The 18,723-nt window shown below is 71.6% G+C and carries 13 protein-coding genes; 9 read left to right on the forward strand and 4 right to left on the reverse strand.

The window, feature by feature from the left end:
* Positions 1-37 precede the first annotated feature (37 nt).
* The gene (gene uvrA / locus M0L44_RS12830) at positions 38-2,980 is read right to left on the reverse strand and encodes an excinuclease ABC subunit UvrA (RefSeq protein ID WP_252770091.1); all 2,943 of its coding nucleotides are present in this window, start codon (positions 2,978-2,980) and stop codon (positions 38-40) included.
* A gap of 239 nt (positions 2,981-3,219) precedes the next feature.
* On the opposite strand from uvrA, the gene M0L44_RS12835 reads away from it, so the two are divergent.
* Both M0L44_RS12835 and M0L44_RS12840 read left to right on the forward strand, forming a co-directional pair.
* Positions 3,220-3,381 carry a hypothetical protein gene (locus M0L44_RS12835; protein ID WP_252770092.1) on the forward strand — a complete coding sequence of 54 codons (162 nt, stop codon included), beginning with the start codon at positions 3,220-3,222 and terminating at the stop codon, positions 3,379-3,381.
* Positions 3,382-3,432: 51 nt separating this feature from the next.
* On the forward strand, positions 3,433-4,179 hold the full coding sequence (locus M0L44_RS12840) for a Crp/Fnr family transcriptional regulator (protein ID WP_252770093.1): 747 nt from the start codon (positions 3,433-3,435) through the stop codon (positions 4,177-4,179).
* Positions 4,180-4,211: 32 nt separating this feature from the next.
* On the opposite strand, the gene M0L44_RS12845 is transcribed toward M0L44_RS12840, so the two are convergent.
* Both M0L44_RS12845 and M0L44_RS12850 read right to left on the reverse strand, forming a co-directional pair.
* Complete coding sequence (locus M0L44_RS12845; protein WP_252770094.1) at positions 4,212-5,813, reverse strand: PEP/pyruvate-binding domain-containing protein; 1,602 nt, start codon at positions 5,811-5,813, stop codon at positions 4,212-4,214.
* A 16-nt stretch (positions 5,814-5,829) separates the two neighbouring features.
* Complete coding sequence (locus M0L44_RS12850; protein WP_252770095.1) at positions 5,830-7,833, reverse strand: phosphate transport regulator; 2,004 nt, start codon at positions 7,831-7,833, stop codon at positions 5,830-5,832.
* Between the two features lie 205 nt (positions 7,834-8,038).
* Between M0L44_RS12850 and fabI the strand changes: the two genes are divergently transcribed.
* From fabI to M0L44_RS12885, 7 genes are all read left to right on the forward strand, one after another.
* The gene (gene fabI, locus M0L44_RS12855; RefSeq protein WP_252770096.1) at positions 8,039-8,824 is read left to right on the forward strand and encodes an enoyl-ACP reductase FabI; all 786 of its coding nucleotides are present in this window, start codon (positions 8,039-8,041) and stop codon (positions 8,822-8,824) included.
* A 48-nt stretch (positions 8,825-8,872) separates the two neighbouring features.
* Positions 8,873-10,276 carry a bifunctional enoyl-CoA hydratase/phosphate acetyltransferase gene (locus M0L44_RS12860; protein WP_252770097.1) on the forward strand — a complete coding sequence of 468 codons (1,404 nt, stop codon included), beginning with the start codon at positions 8,873-8,875 and terminating at the stop codon, positions 10,274-10,276.
* Positions 10,273-11,505: an acetate/propionate family kinase gene (locus M0L44_RS12865; protein WP_252770098.1), complete on the forward strand. Its 1,233-nt coding sequence runs from the start codon at positions 10,273-10,275 to the stop codon at positions 11,503-11,505. Before M0L44_RS12860 ends, M0L44_RS12865 begins: the two co-directional genes overlap by 4 nt.
* Positions 11,506-11,518: 13 nt before the next feature.
* Positions 11,519-12,622, forward strand: a complete 1,104-nt coding sequence (locus M0L44_RS12870) for a patatin-like phospholipase family protein (RefSeq protein ID WP_252770099.1) — start codon at positions 11,519-11,521, stop codon at positions 12,620-12,622.
* A gap of 20 nt (positions 12,623-12,642) precedes the next feature.
* Positions 12,643-14,403 carry a PHA/PHB synthase family protein gene (locus M0L44_RS12875; protein WP_252770100.1) on the forward strand — a complete coding sequence of 587 codons (1,761 nt, stop codon included), beginning with the start codon at positions 12,643-12,645 and terminating at the stop codon, positions 14,401-14,403.
* Between the two features lie 24 nt (positions 14,404-14,427).
* A complete protein-coding gene (mgtA, locus tag M0L44_RS12880) occupies positions 14,428-17,139 on the forward strand; it encodes a magnesium-translocating P-type ATPase (RefSeq protein WP_252770101.1) in 2,712 nt (903 codons plus the stop codon).
* A gap of 108 nt (positions 17,140-17,247) precedes the next feature.
* Positions 17,248-17,736, forward strand: a complete 489-nt coding sequence (locus tag M0L44_RS12885; protein ID WP_252770102.1) for a hypothetical protein — start codon at positions 17,248-17,250, stop codon at positions 17,734-17,736.
* Between the two features lie 9 nt (positions 17,737-17,745).
* Here M0L44_RS12885 and M0L44_RS12890 read toward each other — a convergent pair whose 3' ends face one another.
* Positions 17,746-18,723, reverse strand: coding sequence for a DUF6976 family protein (locus M0L44_RS12890; protein WP_252770103.1), 978 nt, complete (start codon positions 18,721-18,723; stop codon positions 17,746-17,748).

The raw sequence follows: 18,723 nt of genomic DNA on the forward strand, positions 1-18,723 counted from the left end.
CGCCTCATGGGTCTGCGGGCCCTGATGATCGACGGACTCAGCGCACCTCGTCCAGCAACGGCCTGAGGAAGCGCCCGGTGTGGCTGGCCGGGCAGGCGGCAATGACCTCGGGCGTGCCTTCGGCCAGCAGCGTGCCACCGCCGGCGCCGCCCTCGGGGCCCATGTCCACCAGCCAGTCGGCGGTCTTGATGACGTCGAGGTTGTGCTCGATGACGACGATGGTGTTGCCCGCGTCGCGCAGCTGGTTGAGCACCTTGAGCAGCAACTGGATGTCCTGGAAGTGCAGGCCCGTCGTGGGCTCGTCCAGGATGTAGAGCGTGCGGCCGGTGTCGCGCTTGGAGAGTTCCTGCGCCAGCTTGACGCGCTGGGCCTCGCCGCCCGACAGCGTGGTCGCGCTCTGGCCCAGGGTGATGTAGCCCAGGCCCACGTCCAGCAGGGTCTGCAGCTTGCGGGCGATGGCCGGCACGGCGCTGAAGAAGGCATGCGCGTCCTCCACCGTCAGGTCCAGCACCTCGGCGATGTTCTTGCCCTTGTAGAGAACCTCCAGCGTCTCGCGGTTGTAGCGCTTGCCCTGGCAGACATCGCAGGGCACGTAGACGTCGGGCAGGAAGTGCATCTCCACCTTGATGACGCCATCGCCCTGGCAGGCTTCGCAGCGGCCGCCACCGGAGCCGGCTGCGACGTTGAAGCTGAAGCGGCCCGCGCCGTAGCCGCGCTCGCGCGCCGCGGGCACCTCGGCGAACAGCTCGCGGATGGGCGTGAACAGCCCGGTGTAGGTGGCCGGGTTGCTGCGCGGGGTACGGCCGATGGGGCTCTGGTCCACGTTGATGACCTTGTCGAAGGCCTCCAGGCCCTCGATGGCGTCGTGCGCCTCGGGCTCGGCGTGGCTGTTGTAGAGCTTGCGCGCCACCGCAGCGTAGAGCGTGTCGTTGACCAGCGTGCTCTTGCCGGAACCGGACACGCCGGTCACACAGGTGAACAGGCCGACCGGGATCTGCACCGTCGCGCCCTTGAGGTTGTTGCCCCGCGCGTTGACCACCCGCAGCATGCGGGGCTGGCCGTGCTCGTCCAGCATCGGCTGGCGGCGCTCGGCCGGCACGGCGATGCGCAGCACCCGGCCCAGGTACTGGCCGGTCAGCGAGTTCGGGTCGGCCGCGATCTGCGCTGGCGTGCCTTGCGACATGACCTGGCCGCCGTGGGTGCCGGCACCCGGGCCCATGTCCACGCACCAGTCGGCCGCGCGGATCATGTCTTCGTCGTGCTCGACCACCAGCACGCTGTTGCCCAGGTCGCGCAGGTGCTTGAGGGTGCCGATCAGGCGCTCGTTGTCGCGCTGGTGCAGGCCGATGCTGGGCTCGTCCAGCACGTACATCACCCCCGTCAGGCCCGAGCCGATCTGGCTGGCCAGGCGGATGCGCTGGGCCTCGCCACCGCTCAGGGTGTCGGCGCTGCGGTCCAGACTCAGGTAGTTCAGGCCCACGTCGTTGAGGAATTTCAGCCGCGAGCGGATCTCCCGCACGACCTTGTCGGCGATCTCGGCCTTGGCCCCCTCCAGCGCCAGGTGCTCGAACCAGGCCAGGGCCTCGGCCAGGGTCATGTGCTCCACCTCGTAGATGGGCTGACCGCGCTCGGCCAGGGTGCCGGGCAGGAAGACGTTGCGGGCCTCGCGCCGCAGCCGGGCGCCGCCGCAGTGCTGGCAGGGTTTGGCGCTCTGGTAGCGAGCCAGGTCCTCGCGCACGGCGGCCGAGTCGGTCTCGCGGAAGCGCCGCTCGAAGTTGGGGATCACGCCTTCGAAGGGATGGCTGCGCTTGACGCTGCGCATCTTGCCGCCCCGGCCCTCGGCCTCGTAGGTGAACTCGATTTCCTCCTCGCCCGAGCCGTAGAGCACCACGCGGCGGAAGGCCTCGGGCAGTTCCTCAAAGGGCAGCTCCACATCCACCCCGTAGTGCGCGGCCACGCTCTCCAGCAGCGAGAAGGTATAGGCGTTGCGGCGGTCCCAGCCCTTGATGGCGCCCGAACCCAGCGCCAGGCTGGGGAAGGCCACCACCCGCTCCGCGTCGAACAGGGTCTGCACCCCCAGGCCATCGCAGTGCGGGCAGGCGCCCACCGGCGAGTTGAAGGAAAACAGGCGCGGCTCCAGCTCGGGCAGCGAGTAGCTGCAGATGGGGCAGGCGAACTTGGCCGAGAACAGGTGCTCGGCCCCGCCGTCCATCTCGTAGCCGATGGCCCGGCCATCGGCGATGCGCAGCGCCGCCTCGAAGCTCTCGGCCAGGCGCTGCTTCATGCCCTCGCCGGTCTTCAGGCGGTCGATCACCACGTCGATGTCGTGTTTCTCAGCCTTCTTCAGCGCGGGCAGGTTCAGGGCCTCGACGATCACCCCGTCCACCCGGAAACGCACATAGCCCTGGGCCTGCATGTCCTGGAACAGCTCGGTGAACTCGCCCTTGCGGTCGCGCACCACTGGCGCCAGCACCATCAGCTTGGTGCCCTCGGGCAGGGCCAGCACCGCGTCGACCATCTGGCTGACGCTCTGGGCCGACAGCGGCTGGCCGTGGTCCGGGCAGAAGGGCGTGCCGGCACGGGCGTAGAGCAGGCGCAGGTAGTCGTGGATCTCGGTCACCGTGCCCACGGTGGAGCGCGGGTTGTGGCTGGTGGCCTTCTGCTCGATGGAGATCGCCGGGGACAGGCCCTCGATGACGTCCACGTCAGGCTTGTCCATCAGCTGCAGGAACTGGCGGGCGTAGGCCGACAGGCTCTCGACGTAGCGGCGCTGGCCTTCGGCATACAGGGTGTCGAAGGCCAGGCTGGACTTGCCCGAACCCGACAGGCCGGTGATCACCACCAGCGCATGCTTGGGCAGGTCCAGGTCGATGTTCTTGAGATTGTGGGTGCGAGCGCCGCGCACCGAGATCCGGGTGGCGGCGGCCACCGGGGAAACGGCGGTGGCCGGAGAATTCGGGTTCGTGGAGACGGACGACATGGGCGGTCCTGCAGGCAACCCGCCATGATAACCAGCCCGGCCCGCTGGAGCGAAGCGCACGGACTGTGGCCGTGATGCCGCATGGGCCGGCAGGCCGGCCGCCCCCCGTGTGAGCATTTGTTGCAAATCCAGGTTTCCCTGTGTCATCCTTTCTGGGACCTGTCGCGTTAGACAGATCGACCGGGCCCCGAACGTACCCCAATGAGAGGCTTGGCACACGACAACCCACCCTGACCGCCATGCAGAAATCCGCCCAGCCCCCCAAATCTCCGTCCCGCCAGACCCGCGACAGCTTCGAACCCCTGGCCGACAAGGCCCACAAGTCGGAGCCCTTCTGGATGGCCGCGCTGGGCAACCCCCGCAGCCACGCCCGCCTGCAAAAGGCCGATCAGAAGCGCTGATCCCCGCCTCCCGCGCATGAAAGCCCAGGCGCGCGGGGCATACTCGGGGCCATGAGCGCGCCCGAAGTCATCCCTCTCCAACCGGCGTTCTACAACCCTCAGGCCCGCCTGTGCGCGGAATGCCGGGTGCGCCGGTTCGCCCTGTTCGGCGCCCTGGACGAGGCTGCGCTGGAGCACATCCATGGCCAGATCGCCGAGATCCGGCTGGCTCCGGGCGCGTCGCTCTACCGCATGCAGCAGGCCGGCCAAGCCGCCTACACCGTGCGTTCGGGCGTGGTGCGGCTGGAACGCACCAACGAGCGTGGCGAGCGCCGCATCCTGCGCCTGGCCGGGCGCAGCGACACCGTGGGCATGGAAGCCATGCTCGGCCAGAGCTACGCCGCCGACGCGGTGGCCTGCACCGAGGTGGTGGTCTGCCGCCTGCCGCGCCACCTGCTGGACGAACTGACCCAGGATCAGCCCGGCCTGCTGCGCGACATGATGAAGCGCTGGCAGCGCGCCCTGGACGATGCCGACGAATGGCTGACCGAGCTGTGCACCGGCCCGGCCCGGCGCCGGGTGCTGCGCCTCCTGCTCAAGCTCAGCGAATTCGCCGAGCACGACGAGGAACCCGTCTGGCTGCCGGCCCGCCAGGAAATGAGCGCCATGCTGGACATGACGGTGGAAACCGCCAGCCGGCTGATCTCCCAACTCAAGCGCGAGAACGTGCTGACCGCCCACGGCCAGCGCAGCGCCACCCTGCACATGGACGCCCTGCTGCGGGCCCTGCGCGACGAGAACCTGGACGCCGGCGCCTGAGCGCGCCGCCGCCCTGACCCAGCGCCCCGCCCTCAGCCGGCCCGCGCCCGCAGCACCGCCAGCCGGGCCAGCAGCTCGGCCGGGGCCTCGCGTTCGGTGCGGGCCGCGCCCATCAGCACCCAGCCGCGGTGGCCGTCCAGGGTCAGCAGCTCGCCCTCGTCCACCGCCACCTCGCCCGCCGGGGTGCTGAAATGCAGCCGGCGCCGCGCCGGGTCGATCTGCAGCGCCGCGCAGCCCACCAGGCAAACCTTGCCCAGCTGGCGCGCCACCACCGCCGCGTGCGAGGTGCGCGCCCCGCGTTCGGTCAGCAGGCCCACCGACAACTCCAGCGCGGCGATGTCCGCGGTTTCGGCATCCTGCCGCACCAGCAGCACCGGCCGGCCCCGGGCCGCCAGGCGCCGCGCGGCCGCCTCGTCCAGCGCCACCTGGCCCACCGCCACGCCGTGGGCGGCGCTCATCGCCTCGGCCAGCGGGGCGCTGCCGTCGCCGCCCACCACCCGCTCCACGCTCAGCGTGGCCGGGTCCAGCTCAGCGGTGCGGCGGCGGGCCTCGGCGGCGTCGATCACGCCCTCGTCGCACAGGTCCAGCGCGATGCGGGCCTGGGCCTGCGGCGTGCGCTTGCCGTCGCGGGTCTGCAGCAGCCAGAGCTGGCCGTTCTCCACGGTGAACTCGAAGTCCTGCATGTCGCCCAGCGCCCGCTCGACCTGGCGGGTGGCGGCCAGCAACTGGTCCCACACCCGCGGCGCCACTGCCGCCAGCTGGGCATGGCCGTGGGCGCTGCGGCGGCCGGACACCACGTCCTCGCCCTGGGCGTTGAAGAGAAAGTCGACCCAGGGCTGGGGCTCACCGGTGCTGGGGTGGCGGGTGAAGCCCACGCCCGCACCGGAGGTGCCGCCGGCATTGCCGAAGACCATGCGCTGCACCGTCACTGCCGTGCCCAGGCTGTCGGGCAGGTCCTTGAGGCGGCGGTAGTCCCGGGCCTTGGGCGCCTGCCAGCTGGCCAGCACCGCGCCGATGGCGGCCTGCAGCTGGGCCTGCGGGTCCTGCGGGAAGGGCTGGCCGGCCGCGCGGCGCACGCTGATCAGATGGGCGCGGGTCAATGCCCGCAGCTCGGCAAAGTCCAGCTCGCGCTCGTCGCGCCCGCCGGCGGCGGCCTGCAGGTCGGCCTCGAAGACGGCCGCGGGCACCCCCAGCACCGTCTCGCCAAAGCCTGCCACCAGGCGGCGGTAGGCGTCCCACACCAGGCGCGGGTTGCCGGTCAGGCGCAGCAGGCCGGGCACGGTGGCGTCGCACAGGCCGATGTTGAGCAGCGTCTCCATCATGCCGGGCATGGACACCGGCGCACCGGAGCGCACCGACAGCAGCAGGGGCCGCCGGTCGTCGCCGAAGCGCGCGCCGCTGGCCTGCTCCAGCGCGGCCAGTGCCGGCTGCCAGACGTCGGCGCCGGGCGGCTGCGGCGCCGCGCACCAGGCCGTGCCCAGCACGAAGGCCGGCGGCACGGGCAAGCCCAGCGCGGCCATGCGGGCCAGGTTGTGGGCCTTGTTGCCCAGCTGTTCGGGGCCGGGCAGCGGGGTGTCGGCCGAGGGTTGGCCGCAGCCGATGAGCCAGGGGGCGTGGGGATCGAAGTCGGACATGGGCGGTGAGGTGAGGTCAGGCATTGCCCGGGTCCAGGCGTTGGAAGACGCGCTCGCGCAGGCCGTAGCCCAGCGACAGCAGGGCGTCGCTGGCCAGCTCCAGCGCGGCGGCCAGCTCATTGCCCAGGGTCAGGGCCACCGGGTCGGGGTCGCTGCGGGCCGCCTGGGCCAGGGCGCGGCGGGCGGTGCGCAGCAGCTCGTCGGCATGGCGCTCGGCCTGCAGCACCCGCCAGGAGGCGCCCAGGAACTCGTCGCGGTCGGCGGCGTCGCTGCGCTGACCCAGCGTGCTGGCCACGGCCAGGGCCTTGAGGTGGTCCTGCACCGCGCCCAGCACGCAGTCGGCCAGCGCCAGCAGGGTCTCGCGCACGGCAGCCGGGGCGCTGCCGGCCTGCTCGGCCCGCAGGCCCAGCACGAAGCAGGCCTCCTCCAGCGCGTCGGCCACGTCGTCGCTCTGTTCCAGCAGGCGCAGCAGCGGCTGCCACTGCGGGTAGCGCTCGGCCTGGCTGCGCGCACGCATCACCAGGTGATCGGCCTGGCGTTCCCAGGTCTTGGCGCGGGCGGCCAGGTGGGCGGCGGCGGCGGCGTCGCGGTCGTGACCGTGGGCCAGGGCGTCGCGCAGGCCCTGGGCCATGGCGTGGCACAGGCCAGCGTGTTCGGCCAGGTCCTCGAAGCCACCGTGGCGGCCCTGCAGGCGCTGGGCCAGCAGGGTGCGCACCTGGTCGGCCACCAGGGCCGGCGGCTGCGCCTGCACCCGGGCGCGGTCGGCCAGGGCCAGGGCCTCGACCAGGAAGGCCGCGGCGGCGTCCTCGCCCATCACCTCGTCCAGGCGGTCGCCCAGGCGGAAGGCGCTGGGCCCTTGGGCGGCCATGGCGTTCCAGATCAGGCGCTCGCCGCCCAGCGTGAGCCAGGCCAGGTGGCCCACGCGCTGACGCGCGGTGGCGTCCAGCACCGCCACCGCGGCGGCCTTGTCGACGAAGGGCAGCAGGCGCTTGCGGGCCCGGTTCCAGTCGATCAGGAAGACGATGCGCTCGCCGATGCCTTCGAGCATCTGCTGCAGCGCGGCCTCGTCGGCCGGCGCGAAGCGGGCGCTGCCCACGTGGTAGGCCTCACCGGCGTTCAGGCCGGGGGTCTGGCGGCTCTGGGTGGGGCCCCACTGCGCGCCCACCTCGGCCAGCAGGCGCTGGAAGAAGGTGAAACGCTGGCGGTGCAGGTCCGAGTAGGTCAGGCTGATGCTGGGCGCGACGGCACCGGTGTCCACCTGCAGCACGATGACGTGGGCGTCGTTGGTGCCGATGTCGTTCTGGATCATCAGGCGCGCACCTTCGCGGGTGGCCGCGGTGTCCAGGCCCGGGTGCTCGCCCTTGAGTGCGCGGGTGCGTTCCAGCCCGCGCATGAAGGCCTCGATGCGCGGCCGGTCGCTGCCATCGGTGGCCAGGTCCCAGGCATGGGCGCCGGCCACGTTGTCGCTGGCCAGGCGGGCGGCCAGGCGGTTGAGCGCCTTGTGCAGGTCCATCACCAGGCGGTGCAGGCTGTCGCCGGCCTCGGGCTGGCCGCTGGTCAGCGCGCGCAGCAGGGCCTCGTCCAGCAGGGAAGCGCCCGCCGCCAGGGCTTGCAGCCGGGCCTGCCAGCCGCCCACCCGCTCGGCCAGGGCCGGGTCGGCATCGGCCTGGGCCAGCAGCGGACGGGCCATCACGCCCAGGTCCTCGTGCAGCTGGCCCGCCAGCCGCGGCAGCTCGGGCAGACGCACCGCCTCGCCCTCCAGCGCGGCGGTGGCCGGCAGGTCGTGCAGCCACTCGGCCTCCTCGCGCACGCCAATGCCGGCGGCGGCGATCTCGCGGGCCAGGTCCAGCAGGGCCTGGTGGGGCGCGTGGGCATGGGCAGCCGCAGCCTGCAGCACGCTGAGGTAGAGCTTGAGCCGGTCGTTGGCGCACAACGCGGCCCGCAGACGGGCCGGCTGCAGCAGCGAGGACCAGCCTGGCGCCGAGGCGCCCAGCTGGTTGACGGCTTCGTCCTTGTTCATCACAGACTCCCGGAATCGGTCGGGCGCAGTCTTGGTGCCTGCCGTGACGCGCCAGTGACAGCCCACGGCCCGCCCGGACATCGACCCTCTCGCTTGACCTGAATCAATCAAGCCCCTGTTGCCGACAAAGCTGAGCACTTCTTTCACAAAGCTTTTGCCGCACTGCAGCAAACTAGGGTCTGACCTGCCGCAAGGAGCGACCGTCATGAGCGATCCCGTCCCGCCGATCCACCGCCCCCTGGACGGCCTGCGTGGCCTGGTGCTGGGCGTGGCCAATGAGCACAGCATCGCCTGGGGCTGCGCCCGGGTGCTGGCCGAGCGCGGTGCCCGCGTGGCCCTGACCTGCCTGAACGAGAAGGCCGTGCCCTACGTCGCCCCGTTGGCCGAACGCATCGGCGCGCCGCTGCTGCGCTGCAATGTGGAGGAGCCGGGCGAGCTGCAGGCCGCGGTGAACGCGGCGGCAGACGCGCTGGGTGGCCTGGACTTCGGCGTCCACTCGATCGCCTGGGCCCCCAAGGACGACCTGCACGGCCGGGTGGTGGACAGCACCGCCGAGGGCTTCAACCAGGCGGTGCGGGTGTCCTGCCATTCCTTTGCCGAGATGGCCCGGCTGATGGAGCCGCACTTGACCGCCGGCGGCGCCCTGGTGACCATGAGCTACATCGGCGCGGACGAGGCGGTGCCGCACTACGGCCTGATGGGGCCTGTGAAGGCGGCGCTGGAATCCCTGGTGCGCTACATGGCGGTGGAGCTGGGCCCACAGAACGTGCGGGTGCATGCTGTCTCGCCCGGGCCGGTGCCCACCCGGGCGGCCTCGGGCCTGCTGGCCTTCGACGAGTTGATGACCCGCAGCGCCCTGACTGCGCCGCTGCGCCGGCTGGTGACGCTCGACGAGATCGGTCGCTGCGTGGCCTTTCTGGTGGGGCCGGACGCCAGCGGCATGACCGGCCAGACCCTGTATGTGGACGCCGGCGACCATGCGGTACGCTGAGGCCGGCGCCGTTCCCCGTTCCTTCCCCTTTTCTGCACGGATGTGTCCATGAGCGAAAGCCTGCACGCGAGCGACCTGATCGAGAACGTGACCTACGACGAGCTGCAGGTCGGCCAGAGCGCGACGCTGCGGCGCACGCTGAGCAATGCCGACATCCAGGCCTTCGCCCTGGTCTCGGGCGATGTGAACCCGGCCCATGTGGACCCGGCCTATGCCAACGGCACGCGCTTTCACGGCGTGATCGTGCACGGCATGTTCGCCGGCGCGCTGATCTCCACCGTGCTGGGCACCGAGTTCCCCGGCCCGGGCACCATCTACATGTCGCAGACGCTGAAGTTCGAGCGCCCGGTGCGGGTGGGCGACACGCTGACGGTGACGCTGACGGTGCGCAGCAAGGACGACGCCCACCACAATGTGGTGCTGGATTGCGTGGTGAACAACCAGGCTGGCGAAGAGGTGGTGTCCGGCGAGGCCCTGGTCAAGGCGCCCAAGGACAAGGTGGTGCGCCCGCGCGCCATCCTGCCGACGATGCACCTGTTCGACCCCGAGGCCCGGCTGCAGGCCTGGATCGCCAGCCTGGCCGGCGGCGAGCCGGTGCGCTGCGCGGTGGTGCACCCCTGTGACGACGGCTCGCTGCGCGGGGCACTGGAGGCGGCCCAGCACGGCCTGATCGTGCCGGTGCTGGTGGGCCCGCGCGCGCGCATCGAAGCGGTGGCCGCGGCCGGCGGCCTGTCGCTCGAGGGTGTGGAGTTGCGCGACAGCGCCCACAGCCACGACAGCGCCGCCCAGGCCGTGGCCCTGGCGGCCGATGGCCAGGTGGCCATGCTGATGAAGGGCAGCCTGCACACCGACGAGTTGATGGAGGCCGTGCTGGCCGAGCACCGCCTGCGCACCGAGCGCCGCATGTCGCACGTCTTCCGCTTCGAGGTGCCGGCCTATCCCAAGCCTCTGCTGGTGACCGACGCGGCGCTGAACATCGCGCCAGACCTGGCGGCCAAGGCCGACATCGTGCGCAACGCCATCGACCTGGCGCACGCGCTGGGTGTGGCCCAGCCCAAGGTGGCCATCCTGTCGGCCGTGGAGACGGTGACGCCGCGCATCCCCTCCACCGTGGAAGCGGCGGCCCTGTGCAAGATGGCCGACCGCGGCCAGATCACCGGTGCGCTGCTGGACGGCCCGCTGGCCTTCGACAACGCGATCTCGGCCGAGGCGGCGCGCATCAAGGGCATCGCCTCGCCGGTGGCCGGCCAGGCCGACATCCTGATGGTGCCCGACCTGGAGGCCGGCAACATGCTGGCCAAGCAGCTGGAGTACCTGGCCGGCGCCGCCAGCTGCGGCGTGGTGCTGGGCGCGCGCGTGCCCATCGCGCTGACCAGCCGGGCCGACACCGCGGCCTCGCGCATGGCCTCGGCCGCGCTAGCCATGCTGGCCGCCCGGAGTGCCCAGGCATGAACGCCGCCGACGCCCTGGCCCTGCCGCCCGGCCTGAGCCGGGTGCTGCGCGGGCACGCGGCGGTGCTCTCGGTCAACGCCGGCTCGTCCTCGCTGAAGTTCGGCGTCTACGCCGAGCACGGACCGGCCGTCTGGTCGGGCGAGTTCCAGGGCCTGGAGCCCGGTGGCCAGCCCCTGCTGTGCGTGGCCGGCCACGGCGCCCTGCCGCTGCCCGCGCGCGACGGGCTGGGCCGCTTTGAGCTGGCCCTGGCCCTGCTGGTCGAGACCCTGGGCCAGGCCGGCATCCGGCTCAAGGGCGTGGCCCACCGCATCGTCCACGGCGGCCAGCGCTTCGTCGAACCCTGTCTGCTGGACGAGGCCACGCTGGCCGCGCTGGCCGAACTCAACCCGCTGGCCCCGCTGCACCAGCCGCACAACCTGGCCGGCGTGCGCGCGCTGCAGAAGGCCCTGCCGGACCTGCCCCAGGTGGGTTGCTTCGACACCGCCTTCCATGCCGGCATGCCGGCGGTGGAGCACCGCCTGCCGGTCGACCGCAGCCTGTGGGACCAGGGCGTTCAGCGCTACGGCTTCCACGGCCTGTCCTACCAGTTCGTCATGCGCGAGCTGCAACGCCGCACGCCGCGCGCCGGCGGCCGGGTGCTGATGGCCCACCTGGGCAACGGCGCCAGCCTGTGTGCAGCGCGGGATGGTCACTCGGTGGCCACCACCATGGGCTTCTCGGCCCTGGACGGCCTGATGATGGGCACCCGCAGCGGCAGCGTGGACCCCGGCGTGCTGCTGCACCTGTGGCGCCAGGGCCAGACGGTGGACCAGGTCGAGACCCTGCTCTACAAGCGCTCGGGCCTCAAGGGCGTGTCCGGTCTGTCGGCCGACATGCGCACGCTGCGCGCCAGCGACGCGCCGGCGGCGCAAGAAGCCATCGAGCTGTTCACCTACCGGCTGCTGCGCGAGGCCGGCGCCCTGCTGGCCGTGCTGGGCGGGGTGGACGTGATCGCCTTCACCGGCGGCATCGGGGAGCATGATGCACAACTGCGTGAGGACCTGCTGACCCGGCTGACCTGGCTGGGCACCCGGCCCGACGCCGCGGCCAACCACGATGCCAAGGGGGGCCGGGTCGCCCCCATCCACGCTGCCGGCAGCCCGGTGGAGGTGTGGGTGGTGCCCACCGACGAGGGCCGGGTTGCCGCCCGCGCCACTTTTGCCCTGCTGCGTCAGCAGGGCCTGGCCTGAAGGAGTCCCCGCCATGTCCACCCAGTCGTCCCTGCCCGTCAACCTGGCCTTGCAGGGAGGGGGCGCCCATGGCGCCTTCACCTGGGGCGTGCTGGACGCTCTGCTGGAGGACGGCCGCATCCGCCCGGTGGCCATCAGCGGCACCAGCGCCGGGGCGATGAACGCGGTGGCCCTGGCCCAGGGGCTGCTGGACGATGGCGCCGAAGGGGCCCGCGCCAGCCTGCGGCGCTTCTGGAAGGCGGTGGCCGACAGCGTCCCGGCCCTGGTGGGCATGCTGCCCATGCAGAACCTGGGCACCGGCGCCGTGCCCTGGATGACCCTGGCCCTGGACTGGACCCGTCACCTGGGGCCGGCCAACTTCAACCCGCTGGACATCAACCCGCTGCGCGAGGTGGTGCAGGCGCAGTTCAACTTCGAGCGTCTGCGCCGCGAGACCCCGGTCAAGCTGCTGGTGGCCACCACCGAGGCCGACACCGGCCGCACCCGCCTGTTCACCGAGGAAGAAATCAGCTGCGAGGTGCTGCTGGCCTCGGCCTGCCTGCCCACCCTGTTCCACCCGGTGGTGATCGACGGCGTGGCCTACTGGGATGGCGGCTACAGCGCCAACCCGGCGGTGCTGCCGCTGGTGGCGGAAGGCCGCGCCCGCGACACCCTGCTGGTGCTGCTCAACCCGCTGCACTATGCGCAGACACCCCAGACCGGGGCCGACATCCAGGCCCGACTCAGCGCGATGAGCGTGCAGGCCGGCTTTCTGCGCGAGATGCAGTTGCTGGCCCAGGCCCAGCAGCGGGCCCGGCGCCGCTGGTGGCCAGCCGACCGGCTGGACCGGCTGTTGGCCCGCAGCCGCTTTCACCTGCTCGACGGCGGCGCCCTGCTGGGCGAGCTGTCCGTCGAAAGCAAGATGATGGTGCAGCACGACTTCCTGCTGACGCTGTTCGAGCAGGGCCGCGCGCTGGCCACCCAGTGGCTGGCCCGGCACGGCGCCCAACTGGGCCAGGCCGCCAGCGTGGACCTGTCACGCGTCTTCACCGCCTGCGGTGCGGCCCTGCCCCTGCCGGCCCTGCCCGCGCCAGACGCCCCGGCTTCTGGCCGTTCTGCCTCTGACCGTCCCGCCTGAATGCCCCCATGAAGGTCCCCATGAAAGACAACGCCACCCCCGCGCTCACCGCCGAAGAGCATGCCCGCCGCACCGCCACCCAGTTCGACAGCCGGCTGCATGCGGCCCTGGCGCCCATGAGCAGCGGGCTGTCGCCCATCTCGCTGGCCCTGGCGGGCATGGACTGGGCCTTGCACCTGGCCAGCCAGCCGGCCCAGGCTGCCCGCCTGGCCACCGCGGTCCAGCAGAGCGCACTGCACTGGTGGGCCGACACCCTGCACAACCGCCCGGAGGACGACGCCGACCCGCGCTTTGCGCACCCGGGCTGGAAGCACTGGCCCTGGGCGCCCGTGGTGCATGCCTACCACGAGGCCGAGGCCTGGTGGGACGACGCCACCCGGCTGCGCGGCATGGAGCCGCACCACCAGGAGATGGCACGCTTCTACGCCCGCCAGTGGCTGGACATGCTCTCGCCGAGCAACACCGGCCTGTGGGGCAACCCCGAGGTGCGCGAACGCACCCGTGAGACCCTGGGCAGCAACCTGCTCAACGGCTGGATCAACGCGCTGGACGGCTGGCGCCAGCAGCACGGCCTGGCCCCGGTGCGGCCCACCGAACACGAGTACCGCCCTGGCCGCGACGTGGCCGTCACCCCGGGCCGGGTGGTGCACCGCAACCACCTGAGCGAGCTGCTGCAGTTCTCGCCCACCACGCCCACGGTGCAGCGCGAGCCGGTCTTCATCGTCCCCTCGTGGATCATGAAGTACTACATCCTGGATCTCTCGCCGCACAACTCCTTCGTCAAGTGGCTGACCGACCAGGGCCACACCGTGTTCATCCTGAGCTGGCGCAACCCGGACGAGAACGACGCGCTGCTGGACATGGCCGACTACCTGCACGAGGGCGTGTTCGACAACCTGGCGGCCATCAAGGCCCTGGTGCCCGACTGCGAGGCGGTCCATGCCTGCGGCTACTGCCTGGGCGGCACGCTGCTGTCCATCGCCGCGGCGGCGCTCTCCCGCCCGGGCCAGATCGAGCAGGCCCACCTGCTGCCCGCGCTGAAGACGGTGTCGCTGCTGGCGGCCGAGACCGACTTCACCGAACCCGGCGAGATGGGCGTGCTGATCGACGAATCGCAGGTGGCGCTGCTGGAGGACATGATGGCCGAGCGCGGCTTCCTCAGCGGCCCGCAGATGGGCGGGGCCTTCCAGTACCTGCACTCGCGCGAACTGGTCTGGTCGCAGGCCCTGCGCGAGCTGTGGCTGGGCGAGAGCGACCAGCCCAACGACCTGATGGCCTGGAACAGCGACACCACCCGCATGCCCGCGGTGATGCACAGCGAGTACCTGCGGCGCTGCTACCTGCGCAACGAGCTGGCCGAGGGCCGCTTCCCGGTGGAGGGCCGGGCCGTCTCGCTGGCCGACATCCGGGTGCCGATGTTCGTCGTGGGCACCGAGAAGGACCACGTCTCGCCCTGGAAGTCGGTCTACAAGATCCACCGCCTGGCCGACACCGAGATCACCTTCGTGCTGACCAGTGGCGGCCACAACGCCGGCATCGTCAGCGAACCCGGCCACCCGCACCGCCACTACGCCATGCTGACCCGCCCGGACGACGGCCCCTGGCTGACCTGCAGCGACTGGCAGGATCAGGCCTTGCCGCAGGACGGCTCCTGGTGGACCGCCTGGCACCAGTGGCTGATCGGCCATGGCAGCGGCACGGTGCCGGGCCGCCTGCCGCTGGAAGACGCCACGCTGGGCCCGGCGCCAGGCCACTACGTGCATCAGCATTACCTGGACTGAGTCGCCAACCGAGCCCCCCATTTCATGCCCCAGGCCCCCCCCCGCCCCCGCGGCGCCTTTGCACGCTTTCTGCGCCGCCAGCACGGCGGCCACCGCTTCCGCCGCCTGATCTGGTGGGGCCATGCGGTCGGTGGCCCCTCGCACCGCCATGCGGCAGCCCAGGTGGGCGGACCGCTGCGCAGCACGGCCCGCCTGTCGCCAGAGGCTGCCCTGGCCCACTGGCACAGCAGCACCGAAGGACTCACCGAAGCCCAGGCCCAGCGGGTGCGCCGGCGGGTGGGCCCCAACCAGGTCGGCACCGAAGGGCCGCTGCCCTGGCCTCAACACCTGTGGCAGGCCTATCGCAGCCCCTTCAGCCTGCTGCTGACCGCGCTGGCCGCCATTTCCTGGCTGACGCAGGACCTGCGCTCGGCCATCGTCATCCTGGCCATGGTGGCCCTGGCCACCGGCATGCGCTTCGTGCAGGAGCGGCGCAGCAGCCATGCCGCCGACGCGCTCAAGGCCATGGTGAGCAGCCAGGCCAGCGTGCTGCGTCCCGGCCAGACGGCGCAGGAGGCGCCAATGGCCCGTCTGGTGCCGGGCGATGTGGTGCTGCTGTCGGCCGGTGACATGGTGCCGTCCGATGCGCGGGTGCTGACGGCCAAGGATCTGTTCGTCAACCAGGCCGCCATGACCGGCGAGAGCCTGCCAGTGGAGAAGCAAGCCCGGGCGCTGGAGACCGTGACCGACCCGCTGGCGGCGGACAACCTGGTCTTCATGGGAACCAACGTGGTCTCGGGCTCGGCCACGGTGCTGGTGGTGGCCACCGGCTCACTCACCTTCTTCGGCGCGCTGGCCGGCCACGCCGCCAGCACCGAACGCGTGCCCACCCAGTTCGAGGCCGGCATCAACCAGGTCAGCCGCCTGTTGCTGCGCCTGATGGCCGTGATGGTGCCGCTGGTGCTGCTGTTCAATGGCTGGGGCCATGGCAACTGGCTGGAAGCCTTTCTGTTCGCCCTGTCGGTGGCGGTGGGGCTCACACCCGAGATGCTGCCGATGATCGTCACCAGCACGCTGGCCAAGGGTGCGGTGGCCATGGCCAAGCGCCAGGTCATCGTCAAGCGGCTGGACGCGATCCAGAACCTGGGCGCCATGGACGTGCTGTGCACCGACAAAACCGGTACGCTGACGCAGGACCACATCGCGCTGTCGCATGCCATCGATGCCTGGGGCCGCCCCGACGACGGCCCGCTGCGCTGGGCCTGGCTCAACAGCCAGCACCAGACCGGTCTGAAAAACCCGATGGACCGCGCGCTGCTGGCCCGCGGCGACCTGGCCAGCGCCTGCGGTGGCTGGACCAAGCTCGACGAGGTGCCCTTCGACTTCCAGCGCCGGCGCATGTCGGTGGTGCTGCAACCGCCGGCCGCAGAGGCTGCCGCCCGCCTCGTCTGCAAGGGTGCGGTGGAGGAGGTGCTGGCCTGCTGCCAGGCCGTGGTGGCCCGCGAGGGGCAAGGTGAGACGGCACAGCCGCTCACACCCGAGCGGCTGGCCGAGATCCGCGCCACCGCGGCACGCCTGAGTGCCGAAGGCCTGCGGGTGGTGGCCGTGGCCTGGCGCGAGGTACCGCCCCAGGCGGCCTACCATGTGACCGATGAGACCGCGCTGACCCTGGCGGGTTTCGTCGCCTTCCTGGACCCGCCCAAGGACAGCACTGCGCCCGCCCTGCAGGCCCTGGCCGCGCACGGCGTGACGGTCAAGGTGCTGACCGGCGACAGCGATGCGGTCACCCGCCAGGTCTGCCAGCAGGTGGGCCTGCCGGTGACGGGCCTGCTGCTGGGCGCGCAGGTGGCCGCCCTGGACGACACCGCACTGCAGGCTGCAGTGCAAGAGGCCAACGTGTTCGCCAGGCTGGCCCCGCAGGACAAGGAGCGCATCGTGAAGGCGCTGCGGGCCCAGGGCCATGTGGTGGGCTTCATGGGGGACGGCATCAACGACGCGCCGGCCCTGCACGCGGCCGACGTGGGCATCTCGGTGGACTCGGGCGTGGACATCGCCAAGGAAGTGGCCGACATCATCCTGCTGGAAAAGAGCCTGCTGGTGCTGGACGCCGGCGTGGTGGAGGGCCGCAAGACCTTCGCCAACATGCTCAAGTACATCAAGATGGCCGTCAGCAGCAACTTCGGCAATGTGCTGTCGGTGCTGGCGGCCAGCCTGCTGCTACCTTTCCTGCCCATGCTGCCCATGCACCTGCTGGTGCAGAACCTGCTGTACGACTTCAGCCAGGCGGCCGTGCCCTTCGACCGGGTGGACGCGGACCTGCTGGACCGCCCGCAGCGCTGGAACCCCGACGAGCTGGGCCGCTTCATGCTGACCTTCGGCCCCATCAGCTCGATCTTCGACCTGGCCACCTTCGCGCTGATGTGGTGGGGCTACGGCGCTCAGACAGTCGCCCAGCAGACGCTGTTCCAGAGCGGCTGGTTCGTCGAGAGCCTGCTGACCCAGACCCTGGTGGTGCACCTGATCCGCAGCCCGCGCCTGCCCTTCATCGGCAGCCGCGCCGCACCGGCCCTGCTGGCCACCACCGGCGCGCTGGCGGTGCTGGCCCTGTGGCTGCCCCAGGGGCCGCTGGCCCCCTGGCTGAAGCTGCAGCCCCTGCCGGCCAGCTACTTCACGCTGCTGCCTGTGCTGCTGCTGGGCTACATGGCCGGGGTGCAATGGGCCAAGCGCGCCTGGGTGCGCCGCCACGGCTGGCAGTGACCCGCTCTGCAGGCGCACCGCATCCTCAGGGCTGAGGTTGCCGCGGCCACGCGCCGCCTCAAGACTGCCCCCAAACAGAGAACGGCAGACCGAGGGAGAAACAAGGACATGGACCTGATCCAGGCCCTGAGCCGAGGCCCCCAGCAATGGCGCGGCCTGGGGCGCAACCACGAGGACGAGGAGTTCACCGGACGGCTGGCGCTGCAGCCCTTGATGGAGGAGCGCGGCGTGCTGCTGCGCTACCGCGCGCTGCGGCTGCCGGACGGTCGCCAAGTGCACGAGGAAGCGACGCTGCTGGCCCGCGACGCCGAGGGTCAGCTGTGCCTGTGGCCGGTGATGAGCGAGCTGCCCGGCATCTGGTGCCACCGCATCGTGCTGCCCGCGGGGAGGCATGACGCGGCCCCCGACACGCAGGGCCGCTGGGAAGTGCGCTTCACCACCGGACTGAGCGAAGAGGCCGCGCGCTTCCGCGAAGAGATCCGGCTGGTGCTGGATCCGGCGGGCGAACTGCACTACGCCCATGCCTGGGGTCTGCCCGGTGGCGCGTTCGCCGACCGCTCGGCCTGCGCGATGCGGGCCCTGCCCACACCGCCCTGAGCAGCGCGCTCAGACCACCCGCAGCACGACCAGGGTCTGGTTGAGCAGTTGGTAGGCGATCTCGCCAAAGGTCACCGGACCCTGCACGCCGCCGATGGCCTTGCCCTCCAGCTCGCCGAACAGGAAGTTCAGGATGCAGTTGCAGGACATCACCGCGCCGTCGAACTGGCGATCGGCCAGGGCGGCGCGAAAGGCGGCCGCATAGTCGTCCACCGGCCTGGCGACGTGGTAGTCCACCCCCGGGAACACCGGGGCGTACAGGCTCACGCGGTGCTCGCCCACCTTCTGCAACGAGACATTGATGTGCGCCCCGGCGAAGTCGCCCACCAGCGGCAAGCGCCCATGGGCCAGACCGCGGCTGCGCAGGTAGTCGGCCAGGCGCACGGTCTCGCCATTGACCTGGCAGGTCTCGACCTGGTCGCCCACGCTGTCGAAGCGGATCAGATCGCCACCATCCGGCTCGAAGAGGTTGACGATCTCGACCAGCGCCAGCCGGCCTTCCGGCAGCGCCAGATGGGCCACCACCGCACGGTCCTCGTACTTCTGGCCGGTGCTGCCCTCGTAGACCTTGGGCGACACCCGCCCCAGCTCGCTCAGGTGCACGCCGGCGATCCAGCCCACGGTGGGCTTGACGAAGGCTTCCTCGTAGCTGGCGGCCTCGGCCGCAAAGCGGCGCAGCGTGGGGCTGGCCGCCGGGATGATGGTCAGCGACACGCCGTTGTCGGGCGCCTCACCGCTGATGCGGGCCAGCTCGTCCGGGCCGTAGCTGCCGATGTGGACCTGGCCCAGGCCGGACAGGTCGGTGACGAACAGGCGCTCGTCCTGCACCACCACGCCACCGGTCTCGACCATGAAGTAGGGAATGGTGCCGCCGATCCAGTTGCCGTGGGGCAGGCGGTCCAGCACGGCTTCAGGGCCCGCCACGCTCAGGGGCAGGCCGCGGCGGATCATCTCGCTGGCGGCCTCGATGGACATCAGTTGGTTCAT

Source organism: Ideonella oryzae, assembly GCF_024055665.1.
GTDB classification, from domain to species: Bacteria; Pseudomonadota; Gammaproteobacteria; order Burkholderiales; family Burkholderiaceae_C; genus Ideonella; species Ideonella oryzae.